This window comes from uncultured Paracoccus sp., from assembly GCF_947496875.1.
Taxonomy (GTDB): domain Bacteria; phylum Pseudomonadota; class Alphaproteobacteria; order Rhodobacterales; family Rhodobacteraceae; genus Paracoccus.
On sequence record NZ_CANMEH010000001.1, the window covers coordinates 218,924 to 243,357 of the forward strand.

General features: G+C 69.0%; 24 protein-coding genes. 18 read left to right on the forward strand and 6 right to left on the reverse strand.

Going from position 1 to position 24,434, the window contains the following annotated elements; all coding sequences use genetic code 11:
• Nucleotides 1-10: 10 nt before the first annotated feature.
• Both Q0938_RS01030 and gshB read left to right on the forward strand, forming a co-directional pair.
• Nucleotides 11-415 (forward strand): YraN family protein, encoded by a 405-nt coding sequence (locus tag Q0938_RS01030; protein WP_299358224.1) that lies wholly within the window; start codon nucleotides 11-13, stop codon nucleotides 413-415.
• 67 nt (nucleotides 416-482) lie between these two features.
• On the forward strand, nucleotides 483-1,436 hold the full coding sequence (gene gshB / locus Q0938_RS01035; protein ID WP_299358226.1) for a glutathione synthase: 954 nt from the start codon (nucleotides 483-485) through the stop codon (nucleotides 1,434-1,436).
• A 67-nt stretch (nucleotides 1,437-1,503) separates the two neighbouring features.
• Here the strand turns inward: gshB and tsf are convergent, their stop codons facing one another.
• On the reverse strand, nucleotides 1,504-2,382 hold the full coding sequence (tsf, locus tag Q0938_RS01040; protein ID WP_299358228.1) for a translation elongation factor Ts: 879 nt from the start codon (nucleotides 2,380-2,382) through the stop codon (nucleotides 1,504-1,506).
• Between the two features lie 69 nt (nucleotides 2,383-2,451).
• Nucleotides 2,452-3,228 (reverse strand): 30S ribosomal protein S2, encoded by a 777-nt coding sequence (rpsB, locus tag Q0938_RS01045; protein WP_299358230.1) that lies wholly within the window; start codon nucleotides 3,226-3,228, stop codon nucleotides 2,452-2,454.
• 399 nt (nucleotides 3,229-3,627) lie between these two features.
• Between rpsB and alaS the strand changes: the two genes are divergently transcribed.
• The 6 genes from alaS to pgi all read left to right on the forward strand — a co-directional run bounded on the left by alaS (nucleotide 3,628) and on the right by pgi (nucleotide 12,069).
• Nucleotides 3,628-6,294 (forward strand): alanine--tRNA ligase, encoded by a 2,667-nt coding sequence (gene alaS / locus Q0938_RS01050; RefSeq protein WP_299358232.1) that lies wholly within the window; start codon nucleotides 3,628-3,630, stop codon nucleotides 6,292-6,294.
• Nucleotides 6,295-6,403: 109 nt separating this feature from the next.
• Nucleotides 6,404-7,627, forward strand: a complete 1,224-nt coding sequence (locus Q0938_RS01055; protein ID WP_299358234.1) for an RSP_2647 family RNA methyltransferase — start codon at nucleotides 6,404-6,406, stop codon at nucleotides 7,625-7,627.
• Nucleotides 7,624-8,172, forward strand: coding sequence for an RSP_2648 family PIN domain-containing protein (locus Q0938_RS01060; RefSeq protein WP_299358236.1), 549 nt, complete (start codon nucleotides 7,624-7,626; stop codon nucleotides 8,170-8,172). Before Q0938_RS01055 ends, Q0938_RS01060 begins: the two co-directional genes overlap by 4 nt.
• Nucleotides 8,173-8,232: 60 nt before the next feature.
• Nucleotides 8,233-9,684 (forward strand): glucose-6-phosphate dehydrogenase, encoded by a 1,452-nt coding sequence (gene zwf / locus Q0938_RS01065; protein ID WP_299358238.1) that lies wholly within the window; start codon nucleotides 8,233-8,235, stop codon nucleotides 9,682-9,684.
• Nucleotides 9,685-9,691: 7 nt separating this feature from the next.
• The gene (pgl, locus tag Q0938_RS01070) at nucleotides 9,692-10,363 is read left to right on the forward strand and encodes a 6-phosphogluconolactonase (protein ID WP_299358240.1); all 672 of its coding nucleotides are present in this window, start codon (nucleotides 9,692-9,694) and stop codon (nucleotides 10,361-10,363) included.
• 50 nt (nucleotides 10,364-10,413) lie between these two features.
• Entirely contained in the window at nucleotides 10,414-12,069 is a 1,656-nt protein-coding gene (gene pgi / locus Q0938_RS01075; protein ID WP_299358242.1) for a glucose-6-phosphate isomerase, read from the forward strand.
• Between the two features lie 38 nt (nucleotides 12,070-12,107).
• Here pgi and Q0938_RS01080 read toward each other — a convergent pair whose 3' ends face one another.
• Entirely contained in the window at nucleotides 12,108-13,076 is a 969-nt protein-coding gene (locus tag Q0938_RS01080; RefSeq protein WP_299358244.1) for an alpha/beta hydrolase, read from the reverse strand.
• 22 nt (nucleotides 13,077-13,098) lie between these two features.
• Nucleotides 13,099-13,383 (reverse strand): SCP2 sterol-binding domain-containing protein, encoded by a 285-nt coding sequence (locus Q0938_RS01085; protein ID WP_299358246.1) that lies wholly within the window; start codon nucleotides 13,381-13,383, stop codon nucleotides 13,099-13,101.
• 107 nt (nucleotides 13,384-13,490) lie between these two features.
• On the opposite strand from Q0938_RS01085, the gene Q0938_RS01090 reads away from it, so the two are divergent.
• Genes Q0938_RS01090 through fdxA form a run of 4 tightly spaced genes read left to right on the forward strand, consistent with a single transcriptional unit; the run spans nucleotide 13,491 to nucleotide 17,883 of the window.
• A complete protein-coding gene (locus tag Q0938_RS01090) occupies nucleotides 13,491-14,015 on the forward strand; it encodes a hypothetical protein (RefSeq protein ID WP_299358248.1) in 525 nt (174 codons plus the stop codon).
• Complete coding sequence (locus tag Q0938_RS01095; RefSeq protein ID WP_299358249.1) at nucleotides 14,015-17,137, forward strand: helicase-related protein; 3,123 nt, start codon at nucleotides 14,015-14,017, stop codon at nucleotides 17,135-17,137. The genes Q0938_RS01090 and Q0938_RS01095 overlap by 1 nt, the downstream gene beginning before the upstream one ends.
• A 27-nt stretch (nucleotides 17,138-17,164) precedes the next feature.
• Nucleotides 17,165-17,512 carry an RNA-binding S4 domain-containing protein gene (locus Q0938_RS01100; RefSeq protein WP_299358250.1) on the forward strand — a complete coding sequence of 116 codons (348 nt, stop codon included), beginning with the start codon at nucleotides 17,165-17,167 and terminating at the stop codon, nucleotides 17,510-17,512.
• 32 nt (nucleotides 17,513-17,544) lie between these two features.
• Nucleotides 17,545-17,883: a ferredoxin FdxA gene (fdxA, locus tag Q0938_RS01105; protein ID WP_299358251.1), complete on the forward strand. Its 339-nt coding sequence runs from the start codon at nucleotides 17,545-17,547 to the stop codon at nucleotides 17,881-17,883.
• A 78-nt stretch (nucleotides 17,884-17,961) separates the two neighbouring features.
• On the opposite strand, the gene Q0938_RS01110 is transcribed toward fdxA, so the two are convergent.
• Nucleotides 17,962-18,663, reverse strand: a complete 702-nt coding sequence (locus Q0938_RS01110) for a hypothetical protein (RefSeq protein WP_299358253.1) — start codon at nucleotides 18,661-18,663, stop codon at nucleotides 17,962-17,964.
• A 47-nt stretch (nucleotides 18,664-18,710) separates the two neighbouring features.
• A complete protein-coding gene (locus Q0938_RS01115; protein WP_299358255.1) occupies nucleotides 18,711-19,175 on the reverse strand; it encodes a hypothetical protein in 465 nt (154 codons plus the stop codon).
• 142 nt (nucleotides 19,176-19,317) lie between these two features.
• Between Q0938_RS01115 and Q0938_RS01120 the strand changes: the two genes are divergently transcribed.
• The 6 genes from Q0938_RS01120 to soxB all read left to right on the forward strand — a co-directional run bounded on the left by Q0938_RS01120 (nucleotide 19,318) and on the right by soxB (nucleotide 24,422).
• Nucleotides 19,318-20,055: a cytochrome c biogenesis protein CcdA gene (locus tag Q0938_RS01120; protein WP_299358257.1), complete on the forward strand. Its 738-nt coding sequence runs from the start codon at nucleotides 19,318-19,320 to the stop codon at nucleotides 20,053-20,055.
• 189 nt (nucleotides 20,056-20,244) lie between these two features.
• Nucleotides 20,245-20,736, forward strand: a complete 492-nt coding sequence (gene soxX, locus Q0938_RS01125) for a sulfur oxidation c-type cytochrome SoxX (protein WP_299358259.1) — start codon at nucleotides 20,245-20,247, stop codon at nucleotides 20,734-20,736.
• A gap of 42 nt (nucleotides 20,737-20,778) precedes the next feature.
• Nucleotides 20,779-21,273: a thiosulfate oxidation carrier protein SoxY gene (gene soxY, locus Q0938_RS01130; RefSeq protein WP_299358261.1), complete on the forward strand. Its 495-nt coding sequence runs from the start codon at nucleotides 20,779-20,781 to the stop codon at nucleotides 21,271-21,273.
• 45 nt (nucleotides 21,274-21,318) lie between these two features.
• Nucleotides 21,319-21,648, forward strand: a complete 330-nt coding sequence (soxZ, locus tag Q0938_RS01135) for a thiosulfate oxidation carrier complex protein SoxZ (protein WP_299358263.1) — start codon at nucleotides 21,319-21,321, stop codon at nucleotides 21,646-21,648.
• 122 nt (nucleotides 21,649-21,770) lie between these two features.
• Nucleotides 21,771-22,634 (forward strand): sulfur oxidation c-type cytochrome SoxA, encoded by an 864-nt coding sequence (gene soxA / locus Q0938_RS01140; protein ID WP_299358702.1) that lies wholly within the window; start codon nucleotides 21,771-21,773, stop codon nucleotides 22,632-22,634.
• A gap of 93 nt (nucleotides 22,635-22,727) precedes the next feature.
• Nucleotides 22,728-24,422: a thiosulfohydrolase SoxB gene (gene soxB / locus Q0938_RS01145; protein WP_299358265.1), complete on the forward strand. Its 1,695-nt coding sequence runs from the start codon at nucleotides 22,728-22,730 to the stop codon at nucleotides 24,420-24,422.
• The last annotated feature ends 12 nt before the right edge of the window (nucleotides 24,423-24,434 follow it).

Sequence of the window (24,434 nt, forward strand, 5' to 3'; positions counted from 1 at the left end):
GGGGCGGCAGATGGGGCGCAGAGTGCCGTCGGCGGGGCAGGGGACGCGCGTCGCGCGGATTGCCCGGGGCGTCTCGGCGCACGCGTCCGGCGCGGCCGCCGAGGAACGGGTAGCTGACCATTATCTGGGCCGTGGATGCGCGATCCTGGCCCGGCGCTGGCGAAGCCCGGCCGGCGAGATCGATCTGGTCGTGGCAGATGGCGACGAGGTGGTGTTCGTCGAGGTCAAGAAATCCGCGACCCTCGCCCAGGCCGCGGAACGTCTGGCCCGGGCGCAGATGGACCGCATCTGCATGGCGGCGCTCGCCTACTGCGAGAGGCTGCCGACCGGATCGCTGACCGCGATGCGGTTCGACGCGGCGCTTGTCGATGACGAGGGTCGGGTCGAGGTGATCCCGAACGCCTTCGGCGGCTGACCGCCCCCCTCCCTTGCATCGGCCCGGGCCGCACGCGACAAGGCGGTAGCCACCGAAGGAGAGACAGATGAGCCTGCACGTCGCCTTGCAGATGGACCCGATCGAGCATGTGTCGATCACCGGCGACAGCACCTTCCGCATCGGGCTGGAAGCCCAGTCGCGGGGGCACCGGCTGTTCCAGTACACCGTCGACCGGCTGATCTACGACGAGGGCCGGGTCAGCGCCGTCGGCCGCCCTGTCACGTTGCGGCCCGAGCAGGGCAACCATGTCGATTTCGGCGACTGGGCCGAGATCCCGCTTGCGGAATTCGACGTGGTCTGGCTGCGCCAGGACCCGCCCTTCGACATGGGCTACGTGACCTCAACCCATCTGCTGGACCGGGTGGCCGGCGACACGCTGGTCGTCAACGATCCGTTCTGGGTCCGCAACTGCCCCGAAAAGCTGATGGTCCTGGACTTTCCGGACCTGACCCCGCCGACGATGATCGCCCGCGATCCTGCCGCGATCCGCCGCTTTCGCGACCGCCACGGCGACATCATCCTGAAACCGCTCTACGGCAATGGCGGGGCCGGCGTCTTCCACCTGCACCCCGAGGACCGCAACCTGTCCTCGCTGCTCGAGATGTTCGCGGGGATCAACCGGGAACCGATGATCGCGCAGAAATACCTGGCGGCGGTGGTCGAGGGGGACAAGCGGATCATCCTCGTCGATGGCGAGCCGGTCGGGGCGATCAACCGCGTGCCGCAGCAGGGCGAGGCCCGGTCGAACATGCATGTCGGCGGCCGTGCGGAACGGATCGGCCTGACCGACCGCGAACGCGAGATCTGCACGCGGATCGGACCGGTGCTGCGCGAAAAGGGGCTGATCTTCACGGGGATCGACGTGATCGACGGCTGGCTGACCGAGATCAACGTGACCTCGCCCACTGGCATCCAGGAACTGGAGCGGTTCGACGGCATCAACGCCGCCGCCGCGATCTGGGACGCGATCGAACGCCGCTTGGCGGGCCGCACCGGCTGACCGGAACGACAAACGCCGGCCCGCAGGGACCGGCGTTTGCTGCAGCGTGATGGGGCTGATTGGCGGATCAGTTCCCGCCCCGCGTCTTGGCGACCTCGGCCGCGAAGTCTTCCTGTTTCTTCTCGATCCCCTCGCCAACCGCAACGCGGGCAAAGCCGGTGACGTCCACCCCGGCTTCCTTAGCGGCCTGGGCCACCGTCAGATCGGGATTGACCACGAACTTCTGCCCCAGCAGCGTGACTTCCTCGAAGAACTTGGCCATCCGGCCGACGATCATCTTCTCGATCACCGCGTCGGGCTTGCCCGATTCGCGCGCCTGTTCGGTCAGCACCGACTTCTCGCGGTCGATCAGCTGCGCGTCCAGATCCGCCTCCGACAGCGAGGCGGGATTGGTCGCCGCGACATGCATCGCGATCTGGCGGCCGATCTCGGGGTTGTCACCGCTCAGCGCGACCAGGACGCCGATCTTGCCCATCCCTTCAGCGGCGGCGTTGTGCACATAGCTCACCACCTTGTCGCCGGTCACCGTCACCATGCGGCGCAGCGTCATGTTCTCGCCGATCTTGGCGATCGCGTCGGTCAGAACCTCGGACACCGGCTTGCCGTTCAGGGGCGCGTTGTTCAACTCGTCGAGGCTGTCGACCTCCAGCGCGGCCTGGGCAATCGCCCGCACCATGTTCTGGAATTCCTCGTTCTTGGCGACGAAGTCGGTCTCCGAGTTGACCTCGACCGCCACGCCCCGGCCGTCCCTGACGGCGACCGCGACCAGACCCTCGGCGGCCACGCGTCCGGATTTCTTGGCGGCCTTGGCCAGGCCCTTGGTCCGCAGCCAGTCGACCGCGGCCTCCATGTCGCCATCCGTCTCGGTCAACGCCTTCTTGGCGTCCATCATGCCCGCGCCGGTCGTCTCGCGCAGGTCCTTCACCATCGCGGCTGTAATCGCCATCGATCTCTCCTATCGTCGAATGGGAAGGGCGGGGTTGTCCCCCGCCCTGTAAACATCTGTCGCGGCGGATCAGGCCTCGGCGGCTGTCGCCGGTTCCTCGTCCAGGTCTTCGGTGGGCGCGTCGGTCAGCGCGCCCAGGTCGACCCCGGCCGCCCCCATCTGCGCCGACATCCCCTCCAGCGCCGCCCGTGCGGCCAGATCGCAGTACAGCGCGATCGCCCGGGCGGCGTCGTCGTTGCCCGGGATGACGTGGGTCACGCCCTTGGGCGAGCAGTTGGTGTCGACCACGGCCACGACCGGGATGCCCAGCTTGTTGGCTTCGAGCACCGCGAGGTCTTCCTTGTTGACGTCGATGACGAACAGCAGGTCCGGCAGGCCGCCCATGTGGCGGATGCCGCCGAGGCTCGCCTGCAGCTTGGCCTGCTCGCGCTCCATCCCCAGGCGTTCTTTCTTGGTCAGGCCCTCGGCGCCCTGGTCCATCGCCTCGTCGATCTGCTTGAGCCGCTGGATCGACTGCGACACGGTCTTCCAGTTGGTCAGCGTGCCGCCCAGCCAGCGATGGTTCATGTAGAACTGCGCGGATTTCTCGGCGGCCTCGGCGATCGGCCGCTGGGCCTGGCGCTTGGTTCCGACGAACAGCACCCGCCCGCCGCGGGCGACCGTGTCGCGCACGATCTGCAGCGCCTGGTCCAGCATGGGGACCGTCTGCGTCAGGTCGATGATGTGGATGCCGTTGCGGTCACCATAGATGTACTCGCCCATGCGCGGGTTCCAGCGCTGGGTCTGGTGGCCGTAGTGAACGCCAGCTTCAAGCAGCTGACGCATCGAGAATTCGGGAAGCGCCATGTCCATGTCCTTTCCGGTTTGCGCCTGAGCAGGGGTTTCAGGACGCCGGATCGACGCCCCAACCGGTGGACGACGCGACCGGATGAATTCCGCCCGCGGGCCCGCCCCTGCCTGTGAAGTGCGCGCCCCTTACCCCGTGCAGAGCCGGATCGCAAGCGCCGTCGGATGCGCCGTCCGGTCGGGGTGTGCCGCGCAGTGCCGCGGCAGACCGGGACGATGACGATTCTTCTAGCTGAGACGTGATCCAACGTGTGGGCAGACCAGACGCTGCCGCACCCGCTTGGGGTAGCCGCCGCCGCCAAGTCCCCATGCAGATTGGGCGACTGCTTGCCGCTTTACCGCGGGCGGGCAGGGCGGTAAGTGCTGGGGCTGCCTCTCGCCCAGCCCGAAAGTGATCCGATGCCCAGCCTGAACGACGTCCGCTCGACCTTTCTCGACTTCTTCGAACGGAACGGCCACGCGCGTGTCGACAGCTCGCCTCTGGTGCCGCGCAACGACCCGACGCTGATGTTCACCAACAGCGGCATGGTCCAGTTCAAGAACCTGTTCACCGGCGTCGAGACCCGCGACTATTCCCGCGCGACCACCGCGCAGAAATGCGTCCGCGCCGGCGGCAAGCACAACGACCTGGACAATGTGGGCTACACCGCCCGGCATCACACCTTCTTCGAGATGCTGGGGAATTTCAGCTTCGGCGACTATTTCAAGGAACAGGCGATCCCCTATGCGTGGGAATTGCTGACCCGCGATTTCGACATCCCGGCCGACAAGCTGCTGGTGACCGTCTATCACACCGACGACGAGGCGGCCGCGCTGTGGAAGAAGGTGGCGGGGCTGTCGGACGACCGGATCATCCGGATCCCGACTGACGACAATTTCTGGCGCATGGGACCGACCGGCCCCTGCGGTCCCTGCACCGAGATCTTCTTCGACCACGGCCCGTCGATCCCCGGCGGCCCGCCCGGCAGCCCGGACGAGGATGGCGACCGGTTCATCGAGATCTGGAACCTGGTCTTCATGCAGTTCGAGCAGTTCGAGGATGGCAGCATGAAGCCGCTGCCCAATCCGTCGATCGACACCGGCATGGGGCTGGAACGGATCGGTGCCCTGCTGCAGGGCAAGCACGACAATTATGACACCGACCTGATGCGGGCCCTGATCGAGGCGTCGGCCCACGCGACCAGCAGCGACCCGGACGGGCCTGGCAAGGTGCATCACCGGGTCATCGCCGACCACCTGCGCTCGACCTCGTTCCTGATCGCGGACGGGGTGATGCCGTCGAACGAAGGTCGCGGCTATGTGCTGCGCCGGATCATGCGGCGAGCGATGCGTCACGCGCACATGCTGGGCGCGCAGGATCCCGTGATGTGGAAGCTCGTGCCGGCGCTGGTCCGCCAGATGGGCGGCGCCTATCCCGAACTGCTGCGCGCTCAGCCGATGATCGAGGAAACCCTGAGGGGAGAGGAGTCCCGGTTCCGCCAGACCCTGGACCGCGGGCTGCGGCTGCTGGGGGACGAGGTCGCCCGCCTGCCGGAGGGGGGCGATCTGCCCGGCGAGACGGCGTTCAAGCTGTACGACACCTATGGCTTTCCGCTGGACCTGACCCAGGACGCGCTGCGCGAGCAGGGCCGCGGAGTCGAGATCGCGGGCTTCGACGCGGCGATGGCGGAACAGAAGGCCAAGGCGCGGGCGGCCTGGACCGGGTCGGGGGAAAGCCGCGACGCGGCGATCTGGTTCGAACTGGCCGACCGGCACGGGGCCACCGAATTCCTGGGCTATGACGCAGACGAGGCCGAAGGCGCGATCCTGGCGCTGGTGATCGACGGCGCCGAGGTCGAGGCGGCGCGGGAAGGCGACGCGGTGCAGATCGTGGTGAACCAGACGCCGTTCTATGCAGAAAGCGGCGGGCAGATCGGCGACACCGGTCTGATCCGCACCGAGACCGGAACGGCGCGCGTCATCGACACCCGGAGATTCGGCAGCCTGTCGGTTCACATCGGCGAGGTGACGCAAGGCGAACTGGGCCGCGGCCAGGGGGCCACCCTGGCGGTCGATGCGGCCCGCCGCGGCGCGATCCGGGCCAACCATTCGGCCACCCATCTGCTGAACGAGGCGCTGCGCGCCGCGCTGGGGCCGCATGTGGCCCAGAAGGGCTCGCTGAACGCCGACGATCGCCTGCGGTTCGACTTCAGCCACGGCCAGGCCCTGACCCCCGACGAGCTGGCCCGGATCGAGACCGAGGTCAACGAGATCATCCGCCAGAACACGCCGGTGGAAACCCGCATCATGGCCCCGGACGATGCCCGGGCGATGGGCGCGCAGGCGCTGTTCGGCGAGAAATACGGCGACGAGGTGCGGGTCGTGTCGATGGGCCGCAGGCCCGGTGCCGGCAAGGGCGCGAACAACGACGTCTATTCGATCGAGCTGTGCGGCGGCACCCATGTCGGGCGGACCGGCGACATCGGCGCCTTTGTCCTGCTGGGCGACAGCGCGTCCGCGGCGGGCGTGCGGCGGGTCGAGGCGCTGACCGGCCAGGCGGCGCTGGCACATCTGCGTGGCGCCGAGCGGCAGCTGGGCGAGATCGCCGGTCTGCTGAAGGCGCAGTCGGGCGACGTGGTCGACCGGGTGCGGGCGCTGGCCAGCGAACGCAAGGCACTCGCCAACGAGGTCGCGCAGCTGCGCCGGGAACTGGCGATGGGCGCGGGCGGCGGTGCCGACGCGACCGAACGGCAGATCGGCGCGGTCCGGCTGCTGTGCCGCCGGCTCAGCGGCGTGTCGGGCAAGGAGCTAGGCACCCTGGCCGACCAGATGCGGGCGCAGCTGTCGGGACCGGGCGCCGTGCTGGTCATGGCCGAGGACGGCGGCAAGGCGACGGTCGCCGCCACCGTGACCCCGGACCTGTCGGACCGGCTCAGCGCGGTGGACATCGTGCGGACGGCGGTCGAGGCGCTGGGCGGCAAGGGCGGCGGCGGCCGGCCGGACCGCGCGCAGGGCGGGGCGCCGTCGCTGGACGCGGCAGACGACGCGAACGCTGCCGTCGAGGCGTTGATCGGCCGCGCCATCTGATCGGCGCCGACCGGCCGGACGCCGTGACACGGGCGGCCAGACGCTTCGGCTGCGGCCGGCTTGTCCCGCATCCCGGCCCGTGGCAGATCGGCGCCGAAGGGGACCATGCATGACCGATCAGCCCGACCTGCCCGGCACCGACGCCGGGCTGCCCACCGTGCGCCTGCGGCCGAAAGCCAATGCCCGTGCCATTCGCCACGGCTTTCCGTGGGTGTTCGCGGACGAACTGGTCACGGACCGTCGCACCCGCGCGCTGTCGCCCGGCAGCTTTGCGCTGCTGGAGGATGGCGACCGGCGCCCGCTCGGGGTGGTCACCGTCAACCCGGCCTCCAAGATCATCGCGCGCCTGATGGACGCCGATCCGGACGCCAGCATCGATGCCACCTGGCTTGCGAACCGCCTGCACCGCGCGCTCGCCCTGCGCGAACGCCTGTTCGAGACCCCGTTCTATCGCCTGATTCACGCCGAGGCCGATGGCCTGCCGGGCACGATCATCGACCGGTTCGGCGATGCCGCCGTGATCCAGCCCAACGCGGCCTGGGCCGAGGCGATGATCGGCGACCTCGCCAACGCGCTGGTGGCGGTGACGGGTGTCACGACGGTGATCCTGAACGGCAGCGGCCGCGCCCGCGGGGCCGAGGGACTCGACGACCGGACCGAGATCCTGCGCGGTGACCTGGCCGCGCCGATCGAGGTGCCGATGAACGGCGCGATCTACTTGGCCGATCTGCTGAGCGGGCAGAAGACCGGGCTGTTCTATGACCAGCGCCCCAACCACGCCTTTGCCCGGCGTCTTGCCCGCGGCGCCCGGGTGCTGGACGTGTTTTCGCATGTGGGCGGCTTCGGCCTGGCCGCGCTGGCCGGTGGTGCCGAGCATGCCACGCTGGTCGACGGATCGGCCGCGGCGCTGGGGCTGGCGCAGGGCGGCGCCCAGTCGATGGGTCTCTCGGATCGGGTGACGACCCGCCAGGGCGATGCCTTCCGGCAGCTGGAGGACCTGGGGGCCGAGAGCGCGCAATTCGATCTGGTCATCTGCGACCCGCCGGCCTTCGCCCCGGCGAAATCCGCGCTCGAGGCGGGGCTGCGCGCCTATGAGCGGATCGCCCGCCTGTCCGCCCCCCTGGTGGCGCCGGGCGGGTATCTTGTCCTGTGTTCCTGCAGCCATGCGGCAGACCTGGCGGCGTTCCGCAATGCCAGCGCCCGGGGCATCGGCCGAGCCGGCCGGCGGATGCAGCTCATCCATACCGGCTTTGCCGGACCGGACCACCCGACGCTGCCCCAGCTGGCTGAAAGTGGCTATCTGAAGGCGCTGTTCTTCCGGCTGGACGGATGAGGGCGGTCCTTGATGCCTGCGTCCTTTACCCCACGGTGCTGCGCGAGATCCTGATCTCGGTCGCCGACGCGGGTCTCTACCAGCCCGTGTGGTCCGACCGGATCCTTGCCGAATGGCGGCACGCCGCCGCGCGGCTGGGTCCGGATCAGGACGCGGTCGCCGGGGCGGAGATCGCGCTGCTGCGGGCCCGGTTTCCGGCGGCCGCGGTCGCAGATGACGGCAGCGCCGCGGCGGGGGTCGACTGGCCCGATGCGGCCGATCGCCACGTCGTCGAGGCCGCGCTGGCTGCGGGGGCGACCGGCATCGTCACGGCCAACCTGCGCGACTTTCCGCGGCGGGCGACGGCGGCGCTGGAACTGGACGCGATCCACCCCGACGCGTTCCTGACCCGGCTGTTCCACCAGGCCCCCGACCCGGTGCGCGCCGCCGTCACCGCCGCGCATGACAAGGCTCAGGCACTGGGCGGCGCAATGGCCCTGCGCGACATGATGGCGCGCGCCCGCCTGCCGCGGCTGGCCAAGGCGATGGTCCGCGCGCCGAACTGAAGCGCGCTTGCTGCCCTGCGCCGCAGGGTCTAACCCGATGCGAGCAGGATGAGGACGGGCATGGTATCGCGGGTCATTCCGGTGGAGGCGTTCGATCTGGTCATCTTCGGGGCGACCGGCGATCTGGCCCAGCGCAAGATCCTGCCGGGCCTGTTCCGGCGCTTCGTGGCCGGGCAGATGCCGGACGACGCCCGGATCATCGGCAGCGCCCGCACCCGCATGGAGGCCGGCGAATTCCGCGATCAGGTCCGCGCGGCCATTGCCGCGCATGATGGCCCGCGCATCGATCATCCGCAGCTCGACGCGTTCCTGCAGCTCCTCGACTACGTTCCGCTGGACGCGGGGGCGCCGGATGGCTGGGCCGATCTGCGCGGCCGGCTGCGGCCCGATGTGGTGCGGGCGGTGTATTTCTCGGTGGCGCCATCGCTGTTCGCCACGCTCGTGCAGGGGATGTCCGAACAGGGCCTGGCGGACGCGGACACGCGGATCGTCGTCGAAAAGCCCTTCGGTCACGATCTGGCCAGCGCCCGCGCACTGAACGAGATGCTGTCGCAGCATTTTTCCGAGGCCCAGATCTACCGGATCGACCACTATCTGGGAAAGGAGACGGTGCAGAACCTGATGGCCGTCCGCTTTGCCAACATCCTGCTGGAACCGCTGTGGAACGCCCACTACGTCGACCACGTCCAGATCACGGTGGCGGAAACCGTGGGGGTTGCGGGGCGCGGCGGGTATTACGACGATGCCGGGGCGATGCGCGACATGGTCCAGAACCACCTGATGCAGCTGCTGTGCCTGATCGCGATGGAGCCGCCGGTCCGCTTCGATCCCGATGCGGTCCGCGATGAGAAGCTGAAGGTGCTGCGCGCCCTGGCGCCGGTCGCCCCCGACGACATCGTGCGGGGCCAGTACCGCGGCGCCGGCGCCATCGCCGGTTATGCCGAAGACGTCGACAACCCCGACAGCCGCACCGAAAGCTTTGTCGCGCTGAAGGTGCGGCTGGTCAACTGGCGCTGGCAGGGCACCCCGTTCTACCTGCGCACCGGCAAGCGGCTGCGCGCCCGCGCCAGCGAGATCGCCATCGTGTTCCGGATGCCGCCGCATTCCATCTTTGACACGCCCGAGCTGCCGCGGGCCAACGAACTGGTGATCCGCCTGCAGCCGGACGAGGGCATGGACCTGAAGATGATGATCAAGGAACCGGGGCCCGGCGGCATGCGCCTGGTCCCGGTGGCGCTGGACATGTCCTTTGCCGAGGCCTTGGGCGAGGATGGGGTGGACCTGCCCGACGCCTATGAACGCTTGATCATGGACGTGATCCGCGGCAACCAGACCCTGTTCATGCGCGGGGACGAGGTCGAGGCCGCCTGGGCGTGGACGGACCCGGTGGTCGACGCGTGGGCGGCGGGAACGGCGCGGCCGGAGCCCTACGACCCCGGCTCTGCGGGGCCTGATGCGGCCACGCAGCTGATGCAGCGCGACGGACGCCGCTGGCGCGACATGCGGAACTGAGGACGGGATGAAACTGATCGAATACCCCGACCGGGAGGCGCTGGTGCTGGCCCTGTCCAACGACATCGGCGGCCGGCTGCGGCAGGGGCTGAAATCCGACGAGCAGGTCACCCTGTGCCTGCCGGGCGGCACCACGCCTGAACCGCTGCTGTCGCAACTGGCGGCGCTGGCGCTGGACTGGGACCGGGTGGTGGTGTTTCCGGGCGACGAACGGTGCGTGCCGCCGGATGACCCCCGCTCGAATGCCGGCCTGCTGCGCCGCCATCTGCTGCAGGGCGAGGCCAGCGCCGCACGGCTGATCCCGCTGTGTTCGGGTGCGGACGCGCCCGAACAGCAGGCGGCGCAGGCCAGCGAGCAGTTGACGCCGGTGCTGCCCATCACCGTGCTGCTGCTGGGCATGGGCGAGGACATGCACATCGCCAGCCTGTTTCCCGGCGGCGAGGGCACCGAGGCTGCCTTGGCGGCGGATGCCCCCCCCGTGGTCGTGGTCCGGGCCGATGCCGCAGCCGAACCCCGGCTGACCCTGACAGCGCCGGTGCTGAAGGGCGCGCTGGACATGCATCTGATGATCTTCGGCGCGGCAAAGCGCGCCGCGCTGGACCGGGCCGCGCGCCTGTCCCCGCGCGAGGCGCCGGTTCGCGCGGTCTGGGGCGACCTGATCGTTCACTGGGCAGAATAGCGGTCGGGCGGCAGGCTTGCCCGACGGCCCGCACTGACAGGAGAATGGCGATGACCACATGGGACGATCTAGCAGCGCATCGCCGCGATACGGCGCATCGGCGGATCGAGGCGCTGTTCGAAGCCGAACTGGATCGTGCCACCTGCCGGGCCACCCCGGCATGCGGGATGGTTCTGGACTGGTCCAAGACCGCGCTCGACGACCGCGCGGTCGACCTGCTGCTCGACCTGGCGCAAGTGGTGCCGGCCCGGCGCGACGCCATGTTCGCGGGCGAGCGGATCAACGAGACCGAGGATCGGGCGGTGCTGCACACCGCCCTGCGCCGCCCGGCCGGCCCCGATCGCGGGCCGGTCATCGTCGATGGACGCGACGTGATCCCGGGGGTGGAGGACACGCTACAGCGGATGCGCCGCTTTGCCGATGACGTGCGCAGCGGCCGTGTCGGCGGTCAGGGCGGCCGCTATACCGATGTGGTGAATATCGGCATCGGCGGGTCCGACCTGGGACCGGTGATGGCGACGCTGGCGCTCGCCCCCTATCACGACGGACCGCGGGTCCATTTCATCTCGAATATCGACGGGGCCGACGCCCATGACACCCTGCAGGGGCTGGACCCGGAGCGGACCCTGGTGATCGTCGCGTCAAAGACCTTCACCACGGTCGAGACGATGACGAATGCGGCGACGGTGCGGGCGTGGATGGAGCGGGTGGTGCGGCATCCGGCCGGGCAGTTCGCGGCCGTGTCGTCAGCGCTGGGGCGGACGGCGCAGTTCGGGATCGATGGCGACCGGGTCTTCGGCTTCGAGGACTGGGTCGGCGGGCGGTATTCGGTCTGGGGCCCGATCGGGCTGTCGCTGATGCTGGCGATCGGGCCGGACCGGTTCGACGCGTTCCTGGCCGGCGGGGCGGCGATGGACGCGCATTTCCGGAGCGCGCCGCTGGCCGAGAACATGCCCGTGATGCTGGCGCTGGTCGGCATCTGGCACCACCAGATCTGCGGTTATCCGACCCGTGCCGTGCTGCCCTATGATCAGCGGCTGCTGCGGCTGCCCGCCTATCTGCAGCAGCTCGAGATGGAATCGAACGGCAAGCGGGTGGCGATGGACGGATCCGATCTGCCACGCCCGTCGGGCCCGATCGTCTGGGGCGAGCCCGGCACCAACGGCCAGCATGCCTTCTATCAGCTGATCCACCAGGGCACCGCGGTCGTCCCCTGTGAGTTCATGGTGGCGGCGAGGGGGCATGAGCCGGAACTGGACCATCATCACAAGCTGCTGGTCGCGAACTGCCTTGCCCAGTCGCAGGCGCTGATGCGCGGCCGCTCGCTGGAGACGGCCCGGTCCATGATGGCCGCAAAGGGCTTGGACGGCGCCGAACTGGACCGGCAGGCGCGGCATCGGGTGTTCCCCGGCAACCGACCGTCGACCACGCTGATGTTCCCCCTTCTGACCCCGTTCACCCTGGGCGCGATCGTGGCGCTCTACGAGCATCGGGTGTTCGTCGAGGGGGTGATCCTGGGCATCAACAGCTTCGATCAGTGGGGTGTCGAACTGGGCAAGGAGTTGTCCATTGCCATCGCCCCGCTGCTGGATGGCGAAGCGTCCGCCGGTCAGGACGCATCGACGGCGCGCCTCGCGGCCCTGATGCGGCAGATGCGGGACCGGCCCGTCGACCCGTCCGGCCCGTCAGACCGCGCGCCCGGCTGACCTGCGACTCCCCGCCCGCATTCCCGTCAAAAGCTGCGTCAGCCATCGCCTCCGGAGAAATGGTCAAGCGCCGCCTGCATGAAGCGGTCGCGGCGGTCTGGTGTCTCGAACATCACCTCGTGGCGCGCGCCCGGAACCTCCAGCAGGCGGGCCGCCGGCCAGCCCGCCACCCGGGTTCGGATCGCGGCCGGCGACACCACCCGTTCGAGGCCGCCCAGCGAGACCAGCACGCCCCGCTCGGGGGTCGGCATGTCCGCTGCGGGAACCGCCTGCAAGCGCGCGCATTCCGCCAGCGCCGCCCCCAGCCAGCCATAGCTGGCCCCGCCCAGGGTCAATTCGGGCCAGGCCACGGCCTCGGCCACCAGCCGTCCCCAGCTTTGCCCGTCGCCGGTCAGCAGGTTGTCGTTGAAGGCGCAGTCCAGCACGAAACTCCCGCGTCCGCCCGTCCCCGGCGCGGGCATCCCGCTGCGGCCCAGCCGACCGGCCGCCAAGGCGAGGCCGTTCGCCACGGTGCGGGTCAGGCGGCGCGGCACGATGCCCCACATGGGCGCGGAAAACACTGCCGACCGGACCGGCAGATCGTTCAGCAGGGCGGCAAGCCCGATCGCGCCGCCCATCGAATGGGCCAGCAGGTGCCACGGTTGCGGCAGGTCCATCTCATGGGCGGCCACGACCATCTCGACCACGTCGCGCTGGTAATCGGAAAACGCCACCACATGCCCGGGGCGCGGGTCCGCCTGCAGCCGGTCCGACATGCCCTGGCCGCGCCAGTCGATGCCGAGGACCGCGAAGCCGTGCGATGCGAAGGCCGCGCCGATCGCTGCGTATTTCTCCAGATACTCGGTGCGGCCGGGAAACAGGAAGATCGTGCCGCGCCGCTCCGGTCTCGCTTCGTCCGGGGACCAGCGGGCCATGCGCAGCCGCACCCCGTCCTCGGCCCGTGCCCAGAAGGCGCGGGCCGGGGCGGGCGGGTCGCCCGGCAGCCGATGGAACGAGGCTGGCGTCACGACGCGCTGCGGGCTGTCGGGATCAGGACAGGGCGGCGCCCAGCTTCATCGCCACGGGCAGATCGCCGTCCACCTTCAGCTTGCCGGACATGTACGCCATTGTCGCATTGGTCGTCCCGTCCAGGATGCCCTCGAATGTCTCGCGGCTGGCGGTCAGCGTCACCTCTGCAGCCTCGTCACCGGGGCGGGCGCCGTTTTCGTCGATGATGATCGATCCTTCGCCCTCGATGATGAACTTGGCGGTCGAATCGAAGCTGCCGAGCTTCTGGTTCAGTGCCGCGACGGCTCCGTTGACGACATCGCTCATTCAAGTCTCCCTACGTGCTTTCGCTGGCACAGCGCGCGGCGAAAAGTTACACCCCCCTTATGCGCGGGCTTACCCTCCGGTTCCATCCTGTCGTCGCGGCACTGTTAATGGCGTGGTCGGTGATGGCGTCGGTGACGGTCGCTTCGGCGCAGTCGCCGGACCAGATGGATGACCTGTTCGCCGAACTCGCCCAGACCGAGGGCGAGGGCTGGGCCGCGGCCGAAAGCGACATCCTGCGGGCATGGTCCCGGTCCGGGTCGGCCACGGCGGATCTGCTGCTCAAGCGCGGCTATGCGGCGCTGGACGCCGGCGACACGGCGGCGGCGATCGGCCACTTCACCGCGCTGACCGACCATGCGCCCGACTTTGCCGCGGGCTGGGCCGCGCGGGCCGAGGCGTTCTACCTGGCCGACCAGCTGGGCCCGGCGGCGGCCGACCTGGCCCGCACCCTGCAGCTGGAGCCGCGCCACTGGCCCGCCCTGACCCAGCTTGCCGCGATGCTGGAACAGACCGGCGCCGACCGGCGCGCCCTAGCGGCCTATCGGCAGAGCCTGGAGATCAATCCCCACCAGCCCGAGGCCGAGGACGGCGTCGCCCGCCTGACCAGGGCGGCGGAAGGGCTGGGCATCTGATGGCCGGCACGATGAGCGCGGCGGTGCCGCAGGCCCGGGTCACGGCGGTGCTGGGGCCCACCAACACCGGCAAGACCCATTATGCGATCGACCGGATGCTGGCGCATCGCACCGGGGTGATCGGCCTGCCGCTGCGGCTGCTGGCGCGCGAGGTCTATGACCGGATCGTCAAGGCGCGCGGCCCCTCGGTCGTGGCGCTGATCACCGGCGAAGAGCGCATCGTTCCCGAACGCACCGCCTACTGGATCGCCACCACCGAGGCGATGCCCGAGGTGCTGGCCGATTTCGTCGCCATCGACGAGATCCAGCTGGCCGCCGATCCGGAACGCGGCCACGTCTTCACCGACCGGCTGCTTCACATGCGGGGGCTGCACGAAACCCTGCTGCTCGGGTCGGACACGATGCGGCCGGCCATCGCGGCGCTGGTGCCGGGCGTGCAGTTCATGCGCCGCGACCGGTTTTCCACCCTGACCTGGGCGGGGTCCAAGAAGCTGTCGCGGATGCCCGCGCGCTCGGCGATCGTGGGGTTCAGCGTCGACGACGTCTATGCCACCGCCGAGCTGCTGCGCCGGCAGAAGGGCGGCTGCGCGGTGGTGATGGGCGCGCTCAGCCCGCGGACCCGCAACGCCCAGGTGGCGATGTACCAGGCCGGCGAGGTCGACTACCTCGTCGCCACCGATGCGATCGGCATGGGGCTGAACCTCGACATCCGGCATGTCGCGTTCGAGGCGGTGCACAAGTTCGACGGCCGCCGGATGCGGCCGCTGTTTCCGCACGAGCTGGGCCAGATCGCCGGCCGCGCCGGGCGCCATACCGAACCGGGCACGTTCGGCGTCACCGGCGAGGCGCAGCTGCTGGACGAGGGGCTGATCGACGCGATCGAGAACCACCGGTTCCAGCCGATCAGCCGTCTGGTGTGGCGCAATTCCGCGGTGGAATTCGGCACCGTCGACCGGTTGGTCGCGTCGCTGGAACAGCCATCGGGCAGCGAATGGCTGGGCCGCGGCCGCGAGGCCGACGACCTGCACGCGCTGAAGGTGCTGCGCGAGCTGCCCGAGATCCGCGACCGGATCACCCATCCGCGTGACGTCCGGCTGCTCTGGGATGTGTGCCGGGTGCCGGATTTCCGCGGCATCTCGCCGGCCGAACACACCACGCTGCTGACCCGGATCTTCGGTTTCCTGCAGGACGGCGGCATCCCCGCGGACTGGATGACGCGGGCCATCGCCCGGATCGACCGCACCGAGGGGGATATTGACGCGCTGTCCAAGCGGCTGTCCTATATCCGAACGTGGACCTATGTGGCGCAGCGCAGCGGCTGGGTCCGCGACGAAGGCCATTGGCGCGAAGAAACCCGCGCAGTAGAAGACCGCTTGTCCGACGCGCTGCACGCGGCGCTGACCCAGAGATTCGTGGACCGGCGCACCTCTGTCCTGCTGCGCCGGCTCAAACAGAAGGAGAGCCTGGTGGCCGAGGTGACTGACAAGGGCGAGGTGACGGTCGAGGGCGAGTTCGCCGGACGCCTGGACGGGTTCCGGTTCCGCACCGACCCGGCGGCGACGGGCGACGAGGCCCGGATGCTGACCCGCGCCGCCTACGAGGCGCTGCGCCCCGAGTTCCACCTGCGGGCCGACCGGTTCTACAACGCGCCCGACACCGAACTGGACTTCACCGAGCAGGGCGGGCTGATGTGGGGCAGCGCGGCGGTCGGCAAGCTGGTCAAGGGCAGCGATGCGCTGAAACCCGAGGTGCAGGTCTTCGTCGATGAAGAGGCCGGGCCCGACATCGCGGACAAGGTGCGCCGTCGCCTGCAGCATTTCATGGATCGCCGGATCGCCGCCGGGTTCGAGCCGCTGATCACCCTGCGCGACGACGAGAGCCTGAGCGGGCTGGCCCGCGGCGTCGCCTTTCGGCTGGTCGAGGCGCTGGGGGTCCTGCCCCGCGACAGCGTCGCCGCCGAGATAAAGTCGCTTGATCAGGACGCCCGTGGCACCCTGCGCAAGCACGGGGTCCGGTTCGGCCAGTACACCATCTTCCTGCCGGCGCTGCTGAAACCGGCGCCGACGCGGCTGCGGCTGCTGCTGTCGGCGCTGTGGGACGGCGCCGACGAATTCCCGGAAAGCCCGCCCCCCGGGCTGGTCACGATCCCCAACTTGCCCGACGTGCCGCGCCGCTATTACACCCTGTCCGGCTATCACCCGGCGGGCGAACGGGCGATCCGCATCGACATGCTGGAGCGCCTGGCCGACCTGCTGCGCGGCCAGGACAGCCGCGGCGGTTTCGAGGCGACGCCCGACATGCTGTCGATCACCGGCATGACCCTGGTGCAGTTCGCCGACCTGATGGGCGGACTGGGCTACCGGGCCGAACGGAACGAGCGCCCGAAGACAAAGGCCGCGGCGGCAGAACCCGCGCCGGCGCCGGCGGCGGAACCCGCCGCATCGGACGCGCCGATGACCGAAGAGGAAAGCGTGCTCGCCGCCGAGACCCGGGCCCGCTGGGAAGCCGAGCAGGCCGAGCGCCGCGCCGCCGAGGCCCGCGCCGCCGAGGCGGCCGAAGCCGAGGCCCGTCTGGCCGCCGCCGCTGGCGGAGAGGACGGACCCCTGGTCGTGAGCGATGCGGCCGGTGAAGCAGCTGCCGGTCCGGGCGACGAGACCGGCGCGGCGCCCGACACGGCGCAGGATGCAGCCCCGGCCGAGACCGAGACCTTCTTCGTCTTCACCTGGGCGCCGCGCCCCCGCGGCGGCCCCCGCCGCCATGCCGGTGACGGCGAAGGTCGGGGCGGCCGCCGGCCGCAGGGGGGACGATCCGGCGAAGGCACGGCTCAGGACGGCGCGGCCGCTGCGCCGCGCGAGGGGCAGGGCCGACCGGGGCCACGCCCGCGCCGGCCGAAAACGGCAGAGGGCGGGGCCGGCCCCGACCGGTCGAACAAGCCGCATGACGGTTCCTCGCGCGAGGCGGCGCGCTCCGGCGGCCCGGGCAAGGGGCCCAAGGGCAAGGGCCCGCGCAAGGGAAAGCCGGAGGGCGCGCGCAGTTTCGAGGCGCATCCCCCCCGCCCCGAAAAGCCGGTCGACCCGGCCCATCCGTTTGCCGCGCTCGCCGCGCTGAAGAACAAGACGTGAGCGGCCGGCGGGCGGGAACCCGGTGAGGTGACGGGCAGCCGCGATACCCCATCCCCCGACGCCGGGGCCGAGGCCATCCGGCTGGATCGCTGGCTGTACCACGCCCGCGTGTTCAAGACCCGCACCCTCGCGGTCGAACGGATCTGCAAGGGCGGGGTGCGGCTGAACGGCCGCCCCTGCCAGAAACCGGGGCAGTCGGTGCGCCCGGGCGACGTGGTCACGGCAGCGGTCCCGGGCGGTGTCCGGGTGCTGCGGGTGCGCGCCCCGGGCGAACGCCGGGGCCCCGCGGCCGAGGCGCAGCTGCTGTTCGACGACCTCACGGCCGAGGCCCCGACGCCGGGCGGGGCGCTTGAACCGCCCAGCCCGAAGGTCTAGGTGCAGGGCGACCGGGAAAAAGGGATGCCCTCATGACCTATGTCGTCACCGACAACTGCATCATGTGCAAGTACACGGATTGCGTCGAAGTGTGCCCGGTGGACTGCTTCTACGAGGGCGAGAACACGCTGGTCATCCACCCCGACGAGTGCATCGACTGCGGTGTCTGCGAACCGGAATGCCCTGCGGACGCGATCCGCCCGGACACCGAGCCGGAGATGGAAAGCTGGGTCGAGTTCAACCGCAAGTACTCGGAACAATGGCCCGTCATCACCCGCAAGAAGGATCCGCTGCCCACGGCAGAGGAGATGGACGGGGTGGCCGGCAAGCTGTCCAAGTATTTCTCCGAGGCGCCGGGCGAAGGCGACTGAGCTTGGCGCAGGCGGGGATGCGGAAAAGGCCCGGCACAGGCCGGGCCTTTGTCGGTCACGGGGTGTGATGCGGGCGAATCAGTCGGCCGCGGTGTCCACCAGGGCGGTCAGCATGCTGTTCACGCCGGCCATCGATTCGCCGGGATAGATGTTGTGGCCGATGGTGATCTTGCCCGGCTCCGCGACGGTCTCGTAGACGAAGACCGTGTAGGGGCAGAATTCGATGTTGGTGATGTCGGCTTCCATCGCCTTGCGCGACTCGATCGCCGAGCAGAAGCTGAACACGTCGGCCTGGGTATAGAGATCCTGCGCGCCGCCGATGTCACCCTTGGTCCGCGAGAGCATCTCGCCGACGTGACTGGTGCTGTCGATGACCAGCCCGGCATTGGTGATGGCCTGTTCGACCGAGAAGGCGACATCATCGAACGCGCCGTCCACCACCTTGCGGTAGGAGTTTTCCCCCGCACCGCCAGCGGCCGGTCCGTCTGTCGAGGCCGCCGCGGCGGCATCTCCGCCGTCCGTCACCGGCGCGACGCTGCCGTCCGCCGGCGCCGCATCCGCCGAGGCCGCGTCGGTTTCCGCGGCGGCGGCGTCGCCGGAAGCTGCGGAGTCGGCCGCAGCGGCACCGCCCGTTTCGGCCGCCGGCATGGCGGCAGTGTCCGCGGCCCCGGATGCGTCGGCGGGCTTGGCCGCCGGTGTGCTCTGCGCCGCGGCAGAGGTCGCGCCGACTGCCAGCAGGGTGCACAGGGCCAGTCGGCTGATGGTCAGAGAGAAGGTCATGGTCGTCCTTTCGTGCTCAGGGGTAATGGTCGCGACATCGTGTCGCATCAGTCTGCTGCCGGACTGGCCGACGGGGCCGGTTCGGCCGGTGCTGTTTCGGGCGAGGCCCCGGCCGCGGCGGACGGGGCAGGGGCATCGGGATCCCACCCGGCCTTTTCCAGCAGCTCGTCCAGCAGCACCCAGAAGAACTCGTCGCCGGCATAGCCGACCAGCCTGCCCACCTCGGTGCCCTCGTCGGTCAGCACGAAGGTGGGCGTGAAGGTCGGCGGTCCGCCGGTCAGGGTGGTGCCCTCGGGCAGCGGCGCGCGCAGATCGGTCCGCTTCAGCGGCGCGGCCGCCCCTTCGCTGGTTTTGGGATAGATCGGTCCCACTTCCTCCAGCCAGCGGGCGCAATAGCTGCAGCCGTCCTGTTCGAACATCAGCAACTCCAGGTGATCCGCGCCCAGGGCGGGGGCACCGAGCCCCAGAAGGGCGGCACATGCAAGCAGGGGACGGAAACGGCGGAGGGGCATGGGCAGTCCCGATTGACGATGGCGTGTCTGTGACGCAGCTTGGGGCGGTCGGGTCGGAATGTGTACCGCCTAACGCTGGTGCCGATCCGCCAACGTGTCAATCCACCCGCCGGTTTCAGACGGGTCGATCAGGGATCAGACCATGTTCGAGATTTCCTATGGCGGCGCCATCCTGGCGGGGCTGCTGTCGTTCCTGTCGCCCTGCATCCTGCCGATGGTGCCGTTCTATCTTTGCTATCTGGCCGGTGTCTCGATGCAGGAACTGCGCGCGGATGGCGGGTTGCAGCCGGGCGCCCAGGGGCGGCTGGTGCTGGGCGCGATCGCCTTCGCGCTGGGGGTGACGACGATCTTCGTCCTGATGGGGCTGGGGGCCACCGCGCTGGGGGGGCTGTTCGCGCAGTACCGGACCCAGGTCTCGTGGGTGGCCGCGGCGATCCTGTTCACCTTCGGCCTGCATTTCCTGGGGATCGTGCGGATCCCGCTGCTGTACCGCGAGGCGCGGCTGGACAGCACGGCCGAGCCGACCTCGATCCTGGGCGCCTATCTGATGGGGCTCGCCTTCGGCTTCGGCTGGACCCCCTGCGCCGGCCCGGCGCTCGCCGCGATTCTCTACATGGCCAGCCAGTCCGGCAGCCCTTGGCACGGCGGCACGCTGCTGCTGGTCTACGGGCTGGCGATGACCCTGCCATTCGTCCTCGCGGCGTTCTTCGCCCGGCCGTTCCTCGGTTGGGTCGGCCGGCACCGGTCGCTGCTGGGCCACGTGGAAAAGGCGATGGGGGTGATGCTGATCCTGTTTGCGATCCTGATCGTCACAGGCTCGGTCAACCGGATCGCGCAGGCGATGCTGGACCTGGGTGACTGGTCAGCTGTGACGCTCTGATCGGGGCGTGCGCGGTACCGCACGCAGAGGCATGTTGACAACCGGGCCGGGTTTGCGCCCTGTTTGAAGGATGCCGGACGATCGAAGCGGGGTGGAAAAAAACCGCCGTCGTGCCGGATTTCCGCATGTGAGGCGTTGCTTCACGTCGGAATGTTTGCATATTTGACGTGAATAAGGGAGGGAAACCGCATGCAACGACCTGCCACCATGCCGCTGACGCTGGCAGCCATGATCCTTGCCGCGACTGCTGGTGCAGGCCTGGCCGCAGACCCACCGGCCCCGTCGGACCTCACCTGGAACGAGGGTGCGATCGACCAGTCGCTGACCGGCCAGCCCGGCGACCCGGCGGCGGGCGCCGAGGTGATGACCACCAACGCGCTGGGCAACTGTGTTGCATGCCACCAGATCTCGGCGATGCCGGATGTCCCGTTCCAGGGCGACATCGGCCCGATGCTGGATGGCGTCGCCGGCCGCTATACCGAGGCACAGTTGCGTGGTATCGTTGCCGACGCAAAGAAGACCTTCGAGGGATCGATGATGCCCGGCTTCTACAAGGGCGAGGGATTCATCCGACCCGGTGACGGTTATACCGGAAAGGCGGCCGAAGAGCCCCTGCCGCCGATCCTGACCGCCCAGCAGGTCGAGGACGTCGTCGCTTACCTGGTCACCCTGAAAGAATGATGATCCACGCCCCGCGTGGTGACGAGATCTGAGGAGAACATGATGGAATTGAACAGACGCAAGGCGATCGCACTGGGTGCCGGTGGTGCAGCGGTCGTGGCCTTCGCCGGCTCGGCGCTGGCCCAGGCGGCGACCGATGCGGCCGCCCCTGCCGCGGACGCCGCGGTCAACACGGCAGCAGCCCCGCAGACCGAGGCGAAGACGGTCGAGCAGTGGATCGAGGAATTCACCGGCGGTGCCGAGGTGACCGAGGGTGGGATCACCCTGACCGCGCCCGAGATCGCCGAGAACGGCAACACCGTTCCGATCGAGGTCGATGCCGAGGGCGCGTCCGAGATCCTGGTGCTGGCGACCGGCAACCCGACCCCCGGTGTCACCATCACCAAGTTCGGCGAGGCCGCAGGTTCGCGCAAGATCGCGACCCGCATCCGCCTGGCCGAAACTCAGGACATCACGGCGATCGCCAAGATGGACGATGGCAGCTTCAAGCAGGCGACCTCGAACGTGAAGGTCACGATCGGCGGCTGCGGCGGCTGATCGCGCCAGTCTCTGGCATCTGCAACGATTTTCAGGAGTTAACACATGGCCGAAAACGTCAAACCCCGTGTGAAGGTGCCGAAATCGGCATCCGCCGGCGAGGTGATCACCATCAAGTCGCTGATCAGCCACCCGATGGAATCGGGTCAGCGCAAGGGACCGGACGGCAATCTGGTCCCCCGTTCGATCATCAACCGCTTCACGGTCGAACTGAACGGCAAGAACGTCATCGACATGCAGCTGGAACCGGCGATCTCGACGAACCCCTATATCGAATTCGACGCCAAGGTCGACGAGGCGGGCGAGTTCAAGTTCACCTGGTACGACGACGACGGGTCGGTCTACGAAGAGACCGCCGAGATCGAGATTTCCTGACGAATTGCGCCGGGCCGCCGCCGTTGACGGCCCGGCACGCCGCCGATCAAGCTGAACAACAAAGCCAGACAAGGCAGGGGGGAACCGCAATGACCATGATCGAACGCGCTCGGAAGCGCCGGATGCACCGCAACCTCGTCGCCGGCGCCGTGGCCGCGACCCTGTCGTGGACCGTGGCACCCGGTGCCATCGCCGATCCCGTGGACGAGCCGACGATCGAGGTGAATGGCGGCGAGTTCAGCCTGCCCACGCGGGTCGAACCGGCCGACCACGTCAAGGACGCCCTGCCCGAGGTGATGTCGGGCTGGCTGTTCCGGGATGCCGACACCCGCGCCATGCAGCTCGACGATTTCGAGAACCAGGGCATGATCTTCGCCGACAGCGGCGCCGAGGCCTGGGACACCGTCGAGGGCACCGAGGGGAAATCCTGCGCCAGCTGCCACAACGACATCGAGTCGATGAAGGGCGTGCGCGCCTCGATGCCCAAGATGAACGAGGCCGGCGACGACCTGTGGTCGATGGAGAACTTCATCAACGACTGCCGCGTGAACCGCATGGGCGCCGAGGAATGGGCGTGGAACTCGCAGCCGATGAAGAACATGACCGCGGCAATCTCGGTCCAGTCGCGCGGCCTGCCGATGGATGTGGCGATCGACGGTCCTGCCCAGTCCTGGTGGGAAAAGGGCAAGGAAATGTACTACACCCGTTTCGGCCAGCTGGAAATGTCCTGCGCGAACTGCCACGAGGACAATTACGGCAACATGATCCGCGCCGACCACCTCAGCCAGGGCCAGATCAACGGCTTTCCGGTTTACAGGCTGAAGGATTCCAACGTGGTGTCGATCCATCAGCGCTTCGTTGGCTGCGTCCGCGACACCCGCGCCGAGACCTTCAAGGCCGGATCGGAAGAGTTCCGGGCGCTGGAGCTTTACCTCGCCTCGCGCGGTGAAGGCCTGCCCATCGAGGGCGTTTCCGTCCGGCACTGACCGGACCATCATCAGGATCAGCAAGGGCGGGCCCACCGGGTCCGCCTGAAAAGTAGACTGCGTCCCCCGGCGCGGCCCTGAAAGGTGTACGCAATGATAAGCAAACGTGAATTCCTGCAGGCAACACTGGCCACCACGGCCCTGTGGGGGCTGTCGGGCTATGGCAACTGGGGCCGTCTGGCCGCCCAGCAGGCGCTCACCCAGGACAAGCTCCTCGAATTCGACAGCTTCGGGAATGTCACCCTGATCCATGTCACCGACATCCACGCCCAGTTGAAGCCGGTCTATTTCCGCGAGCCCGAGGTGAACCTGGGGGTGGGCGACGCCAAGGGGCGCCCGCCGCATGTCACCGGCAACGACTTCCTGCAGATGTTCAACATCGCCCCGGGGTCGCCCGACGCCTATGCCCTGACGCACGAGGATTTCGTCGCCCTGGCCGGGACCTATGGCCGGATGGGCGGGCTGGACCGGGTCGCCACGGTCGTCAAGGCGATCCGCGCCGAGCGTCCGGACAGCATCCTGCTGGACGGTGGCGACACCTGGCAAGGTTCCTTCACCTCGCTGAAGACCAAGGGCCAGGACATGGTCAACGTGATGAACGCCCTGGGCGTCGAGGGGATGACCAGCCACTGGGAATGGACCTTTGGCACCGACCGGGTGATGGAAATCGTGGAATCCCTGCCGTTCCCGTTTCTGGGCGCCAACATCTTCGACGCGGAATGGGACGAGCCGGCGTTCGAACCCTACAAGGTCTTCGAAAAGGGCGGGGTCAGGATCGGGGTGATCGGTCAGGCCTTCCCCTACATGCCGATCGCCAACCCGCGATGGCTGTTCCCCGAATACAGCTTCGGGATCCGCGAGGAACGGATGCAGGAGGTCGTCAACGAGCTGCGCGAGAGCGAGGGCGTCGACCTGGTCGTCTGCCTGTCGCACAACGGGTTCGACGTCGACTACAAGATGGCGAGCCGGGTCGCCGGCATCGACGTGATCCTGACCGGGCATACCCATGATGCGGTGCCCGAGCCGGTGCTGGTCGGGGAAACCATCATGATCGCCTCGGGATCGCACGGGAAATTCGTCAGCCGGATCGACCTGGACGTGCGGGACGGCAAGATGATGGGCTTCCGCCACAAGCTGATCCCGATCTTCTCGGACGTGATCACCCCCGACGCCGACATGGCCACGCTGATCGACAAGGAGCGCGAGCCGTTCAAGGCGGAACTGGAAGAGGTCATCGGCAAGACGGAGTCGCTGCTCTACCGGCGCGGCAACTTCAACGGGACCTGGGACGACCTGATCTGCGACGCGATCATGGAGGAACGCGACGCGCAGATCGCGCTGTCCCCCGGGGTGCGCTGGGGCACGTCGCTGCTGCCGGGCGACGACATCCGGCGCGAGGACATCCACACCGTCACCTCGATGACCTACGGGAAGGTCTACCGCAACGAGATGACCGGCGAGACGCTGAAGACGGTGATGGAGGACGTGGCCGACAACCTGTTCAACGCCGATCCCTACTATCAGCAGGGCGGCGACATGGTGCGGGTCGGCGGCATCTCCTATGCGATCGACGTCACCAAGCCGATCGGCGAGCGGATCTCCGACCTGACGGTGACCGCGACGGGCGAGGCGATCGATCCGTCCAAATCCTATACCGTCGCCGGCTGGGCCAGCGTGAACGAGGGGACCGAGGGTCCCAAGATCTGGGACGTGGTGGAAAGCTATGTGCGCAAGAAGGGCACGATCAAGCTCGAGCCGCGGACGACCGTGACCGTGACCGGGATCTGACGATGGCCCCGG

Excerpts from the sequence above, each read along its gene's own strand:
- Q0938_RS01030 (WP_299358224.1), top strand. The coding sequence starts at position 11 with ATGGGGCGCAGAGTGCCGTCGGCGGGGCAGGGGACGCGCGTCGCGCGG.
- gshB (WP_299358226.1), top strand. The coding sequence starts at position 483 with ATGAGCCTGCACGTCGCCTTGCAGATGGACCCGATCGAGCATGTGTCG.
- tsf (WP_299358228.1), bottom strand. The coding sequence starts at position 2,382 with ATGGCGATTACAGCCGCGATGGTGAAGGACCTGCGCGAGACGACCGGC.
- rpsB (WP_299358230.1), bottom strand. The coding sequence starts at position 3,228 with ATGGCGCTTCCCGAATTCTCGATGCGTCAGCTGCTTGAAGCTGGCGTT.
- alaS (WP_299358232.1), top strand. The coding sequence starts at position 3,628 with ATGCCCAGCCTGAACGACGTCCGCTCGACCTTTCTCGACTTCTTCGAA.
- Q0938_RS01055 (WP_299358234.1), top strand. The coding sequence starts at position 6,404 with ATGACCGATCAGCCCGACCTGCCCGGCACCGACGCCGGGCTGCCCACC.
- Q0938_RS01060 (WP_299358236.1), top strand. The coding sequence starts at position 7,624 with ATGAGGGCGGTCCTTGATGCCTGCGTCCTTTACCCCACGGTGCTGCGC.
- zwf (WP_299358238.1), top strand. The coding sequence starts at position 8,233 with ATGGTATCGCGGGTCATTCCGGTGGAGGCGTTCGATCTGGTCATCTTC.
- pgl (WP_299358240.1), top strand. The coding sequence starts at position 9,692 with ATGAAACTGATCGAATACCCCGACCGGGAGGCGCTGGTGCTGGCCCTG.
- pgi (WP_299358242.1), top strand. The coding sequence starts at position 10,414 with ATGACCACATGGGACGATCTAGCAGCGCATCGCCGCGATACGGCGCAT.
- Q0938_RS01085 (WP_299358246.1), bottom strand. The coding sequence starts at position 13,383 with ATGAGCGATGTCGTCAACGGAGCCGTCGCGGCACTGAACCAGAAGCTC.
- Q0938_RS01090 (WP_299358248.1), top strand. The coding sequence starts at position 13,491 with ATGGCGTGGTCGGTGATGGCGTCGGTGACGGTCGCTTCGGCGCAGTCG.
- Q0938_RS01095 (WP_299358249.1), top strand. The coding sequence starts at position 14,015 with ATGGCCGGCACGATGAGCGCGGCGGTGCCGCAGGCCCGGGTCACGGCG.
- fdxA (WP_299358251.1), top strand. The coding sequence starts at position 17,545 with ATGACCTATGTCGTCACCGACAACTGCATCATGTGCAAGTACACGGAT.
- Q0938_RS01110 (WP_299358253.1), bottom strand. The coding sequence starts at position 18,663 with ATGACCTTCTCTCTGACCATCAGCCGACTGGCCCTGTGCACCCTGCTG.
- Q0938_RS01115 (WP_299358255.1), bottom strand. The coding sequence starts at position 19,175 with ATGCCCCTCCGCCGTTTCCGTCCCCTGCTTGCATGTGCCGCCCTTCTG.
- Q0938_RS01120 (WP_299358257.1), top strand. The coding sequence starts at position 19,318 with ATGTTCGAGATTTCCTATGGCGGCGCCATCCTGGCGGGGCTGCTGTCG.
- soxX (WP_299358259.1), top strand. The coding sequence starts at position 20,245 with ATGCAACGACCTGCCACCATGCCGCTGACGCTGGCAGCCATGATCCTT.
- soxY (WP_299358261.1), top strand. The coding sequence starts at position 20,779 with ATGGAATTGAACAGACGCAAGGCGATCGCACTGGGTGCCGGTGGTGCA.
- soxZ (WP_299358263.1), top strand. The coding sequence starts at position 21,319 with ATGGCCGAAAACGTCAAACCCCGTGTGAAGGTGCCGAAATCGGCATCC.
- soxA (WP_299358702.1), top strand. The coding sequence starts at position 21,771 with ATGCACCGCAACCTCGTCGCCGGCGCCGTGGCCGCGACCCTGTCGTGG.
- soxB (WP_299358265.1), top strand. The coding sequence starts at position 22,728 with ATGATAAGCAAACGTGAATTCCTGCAGGCAACACTGGCCACCACGGCC.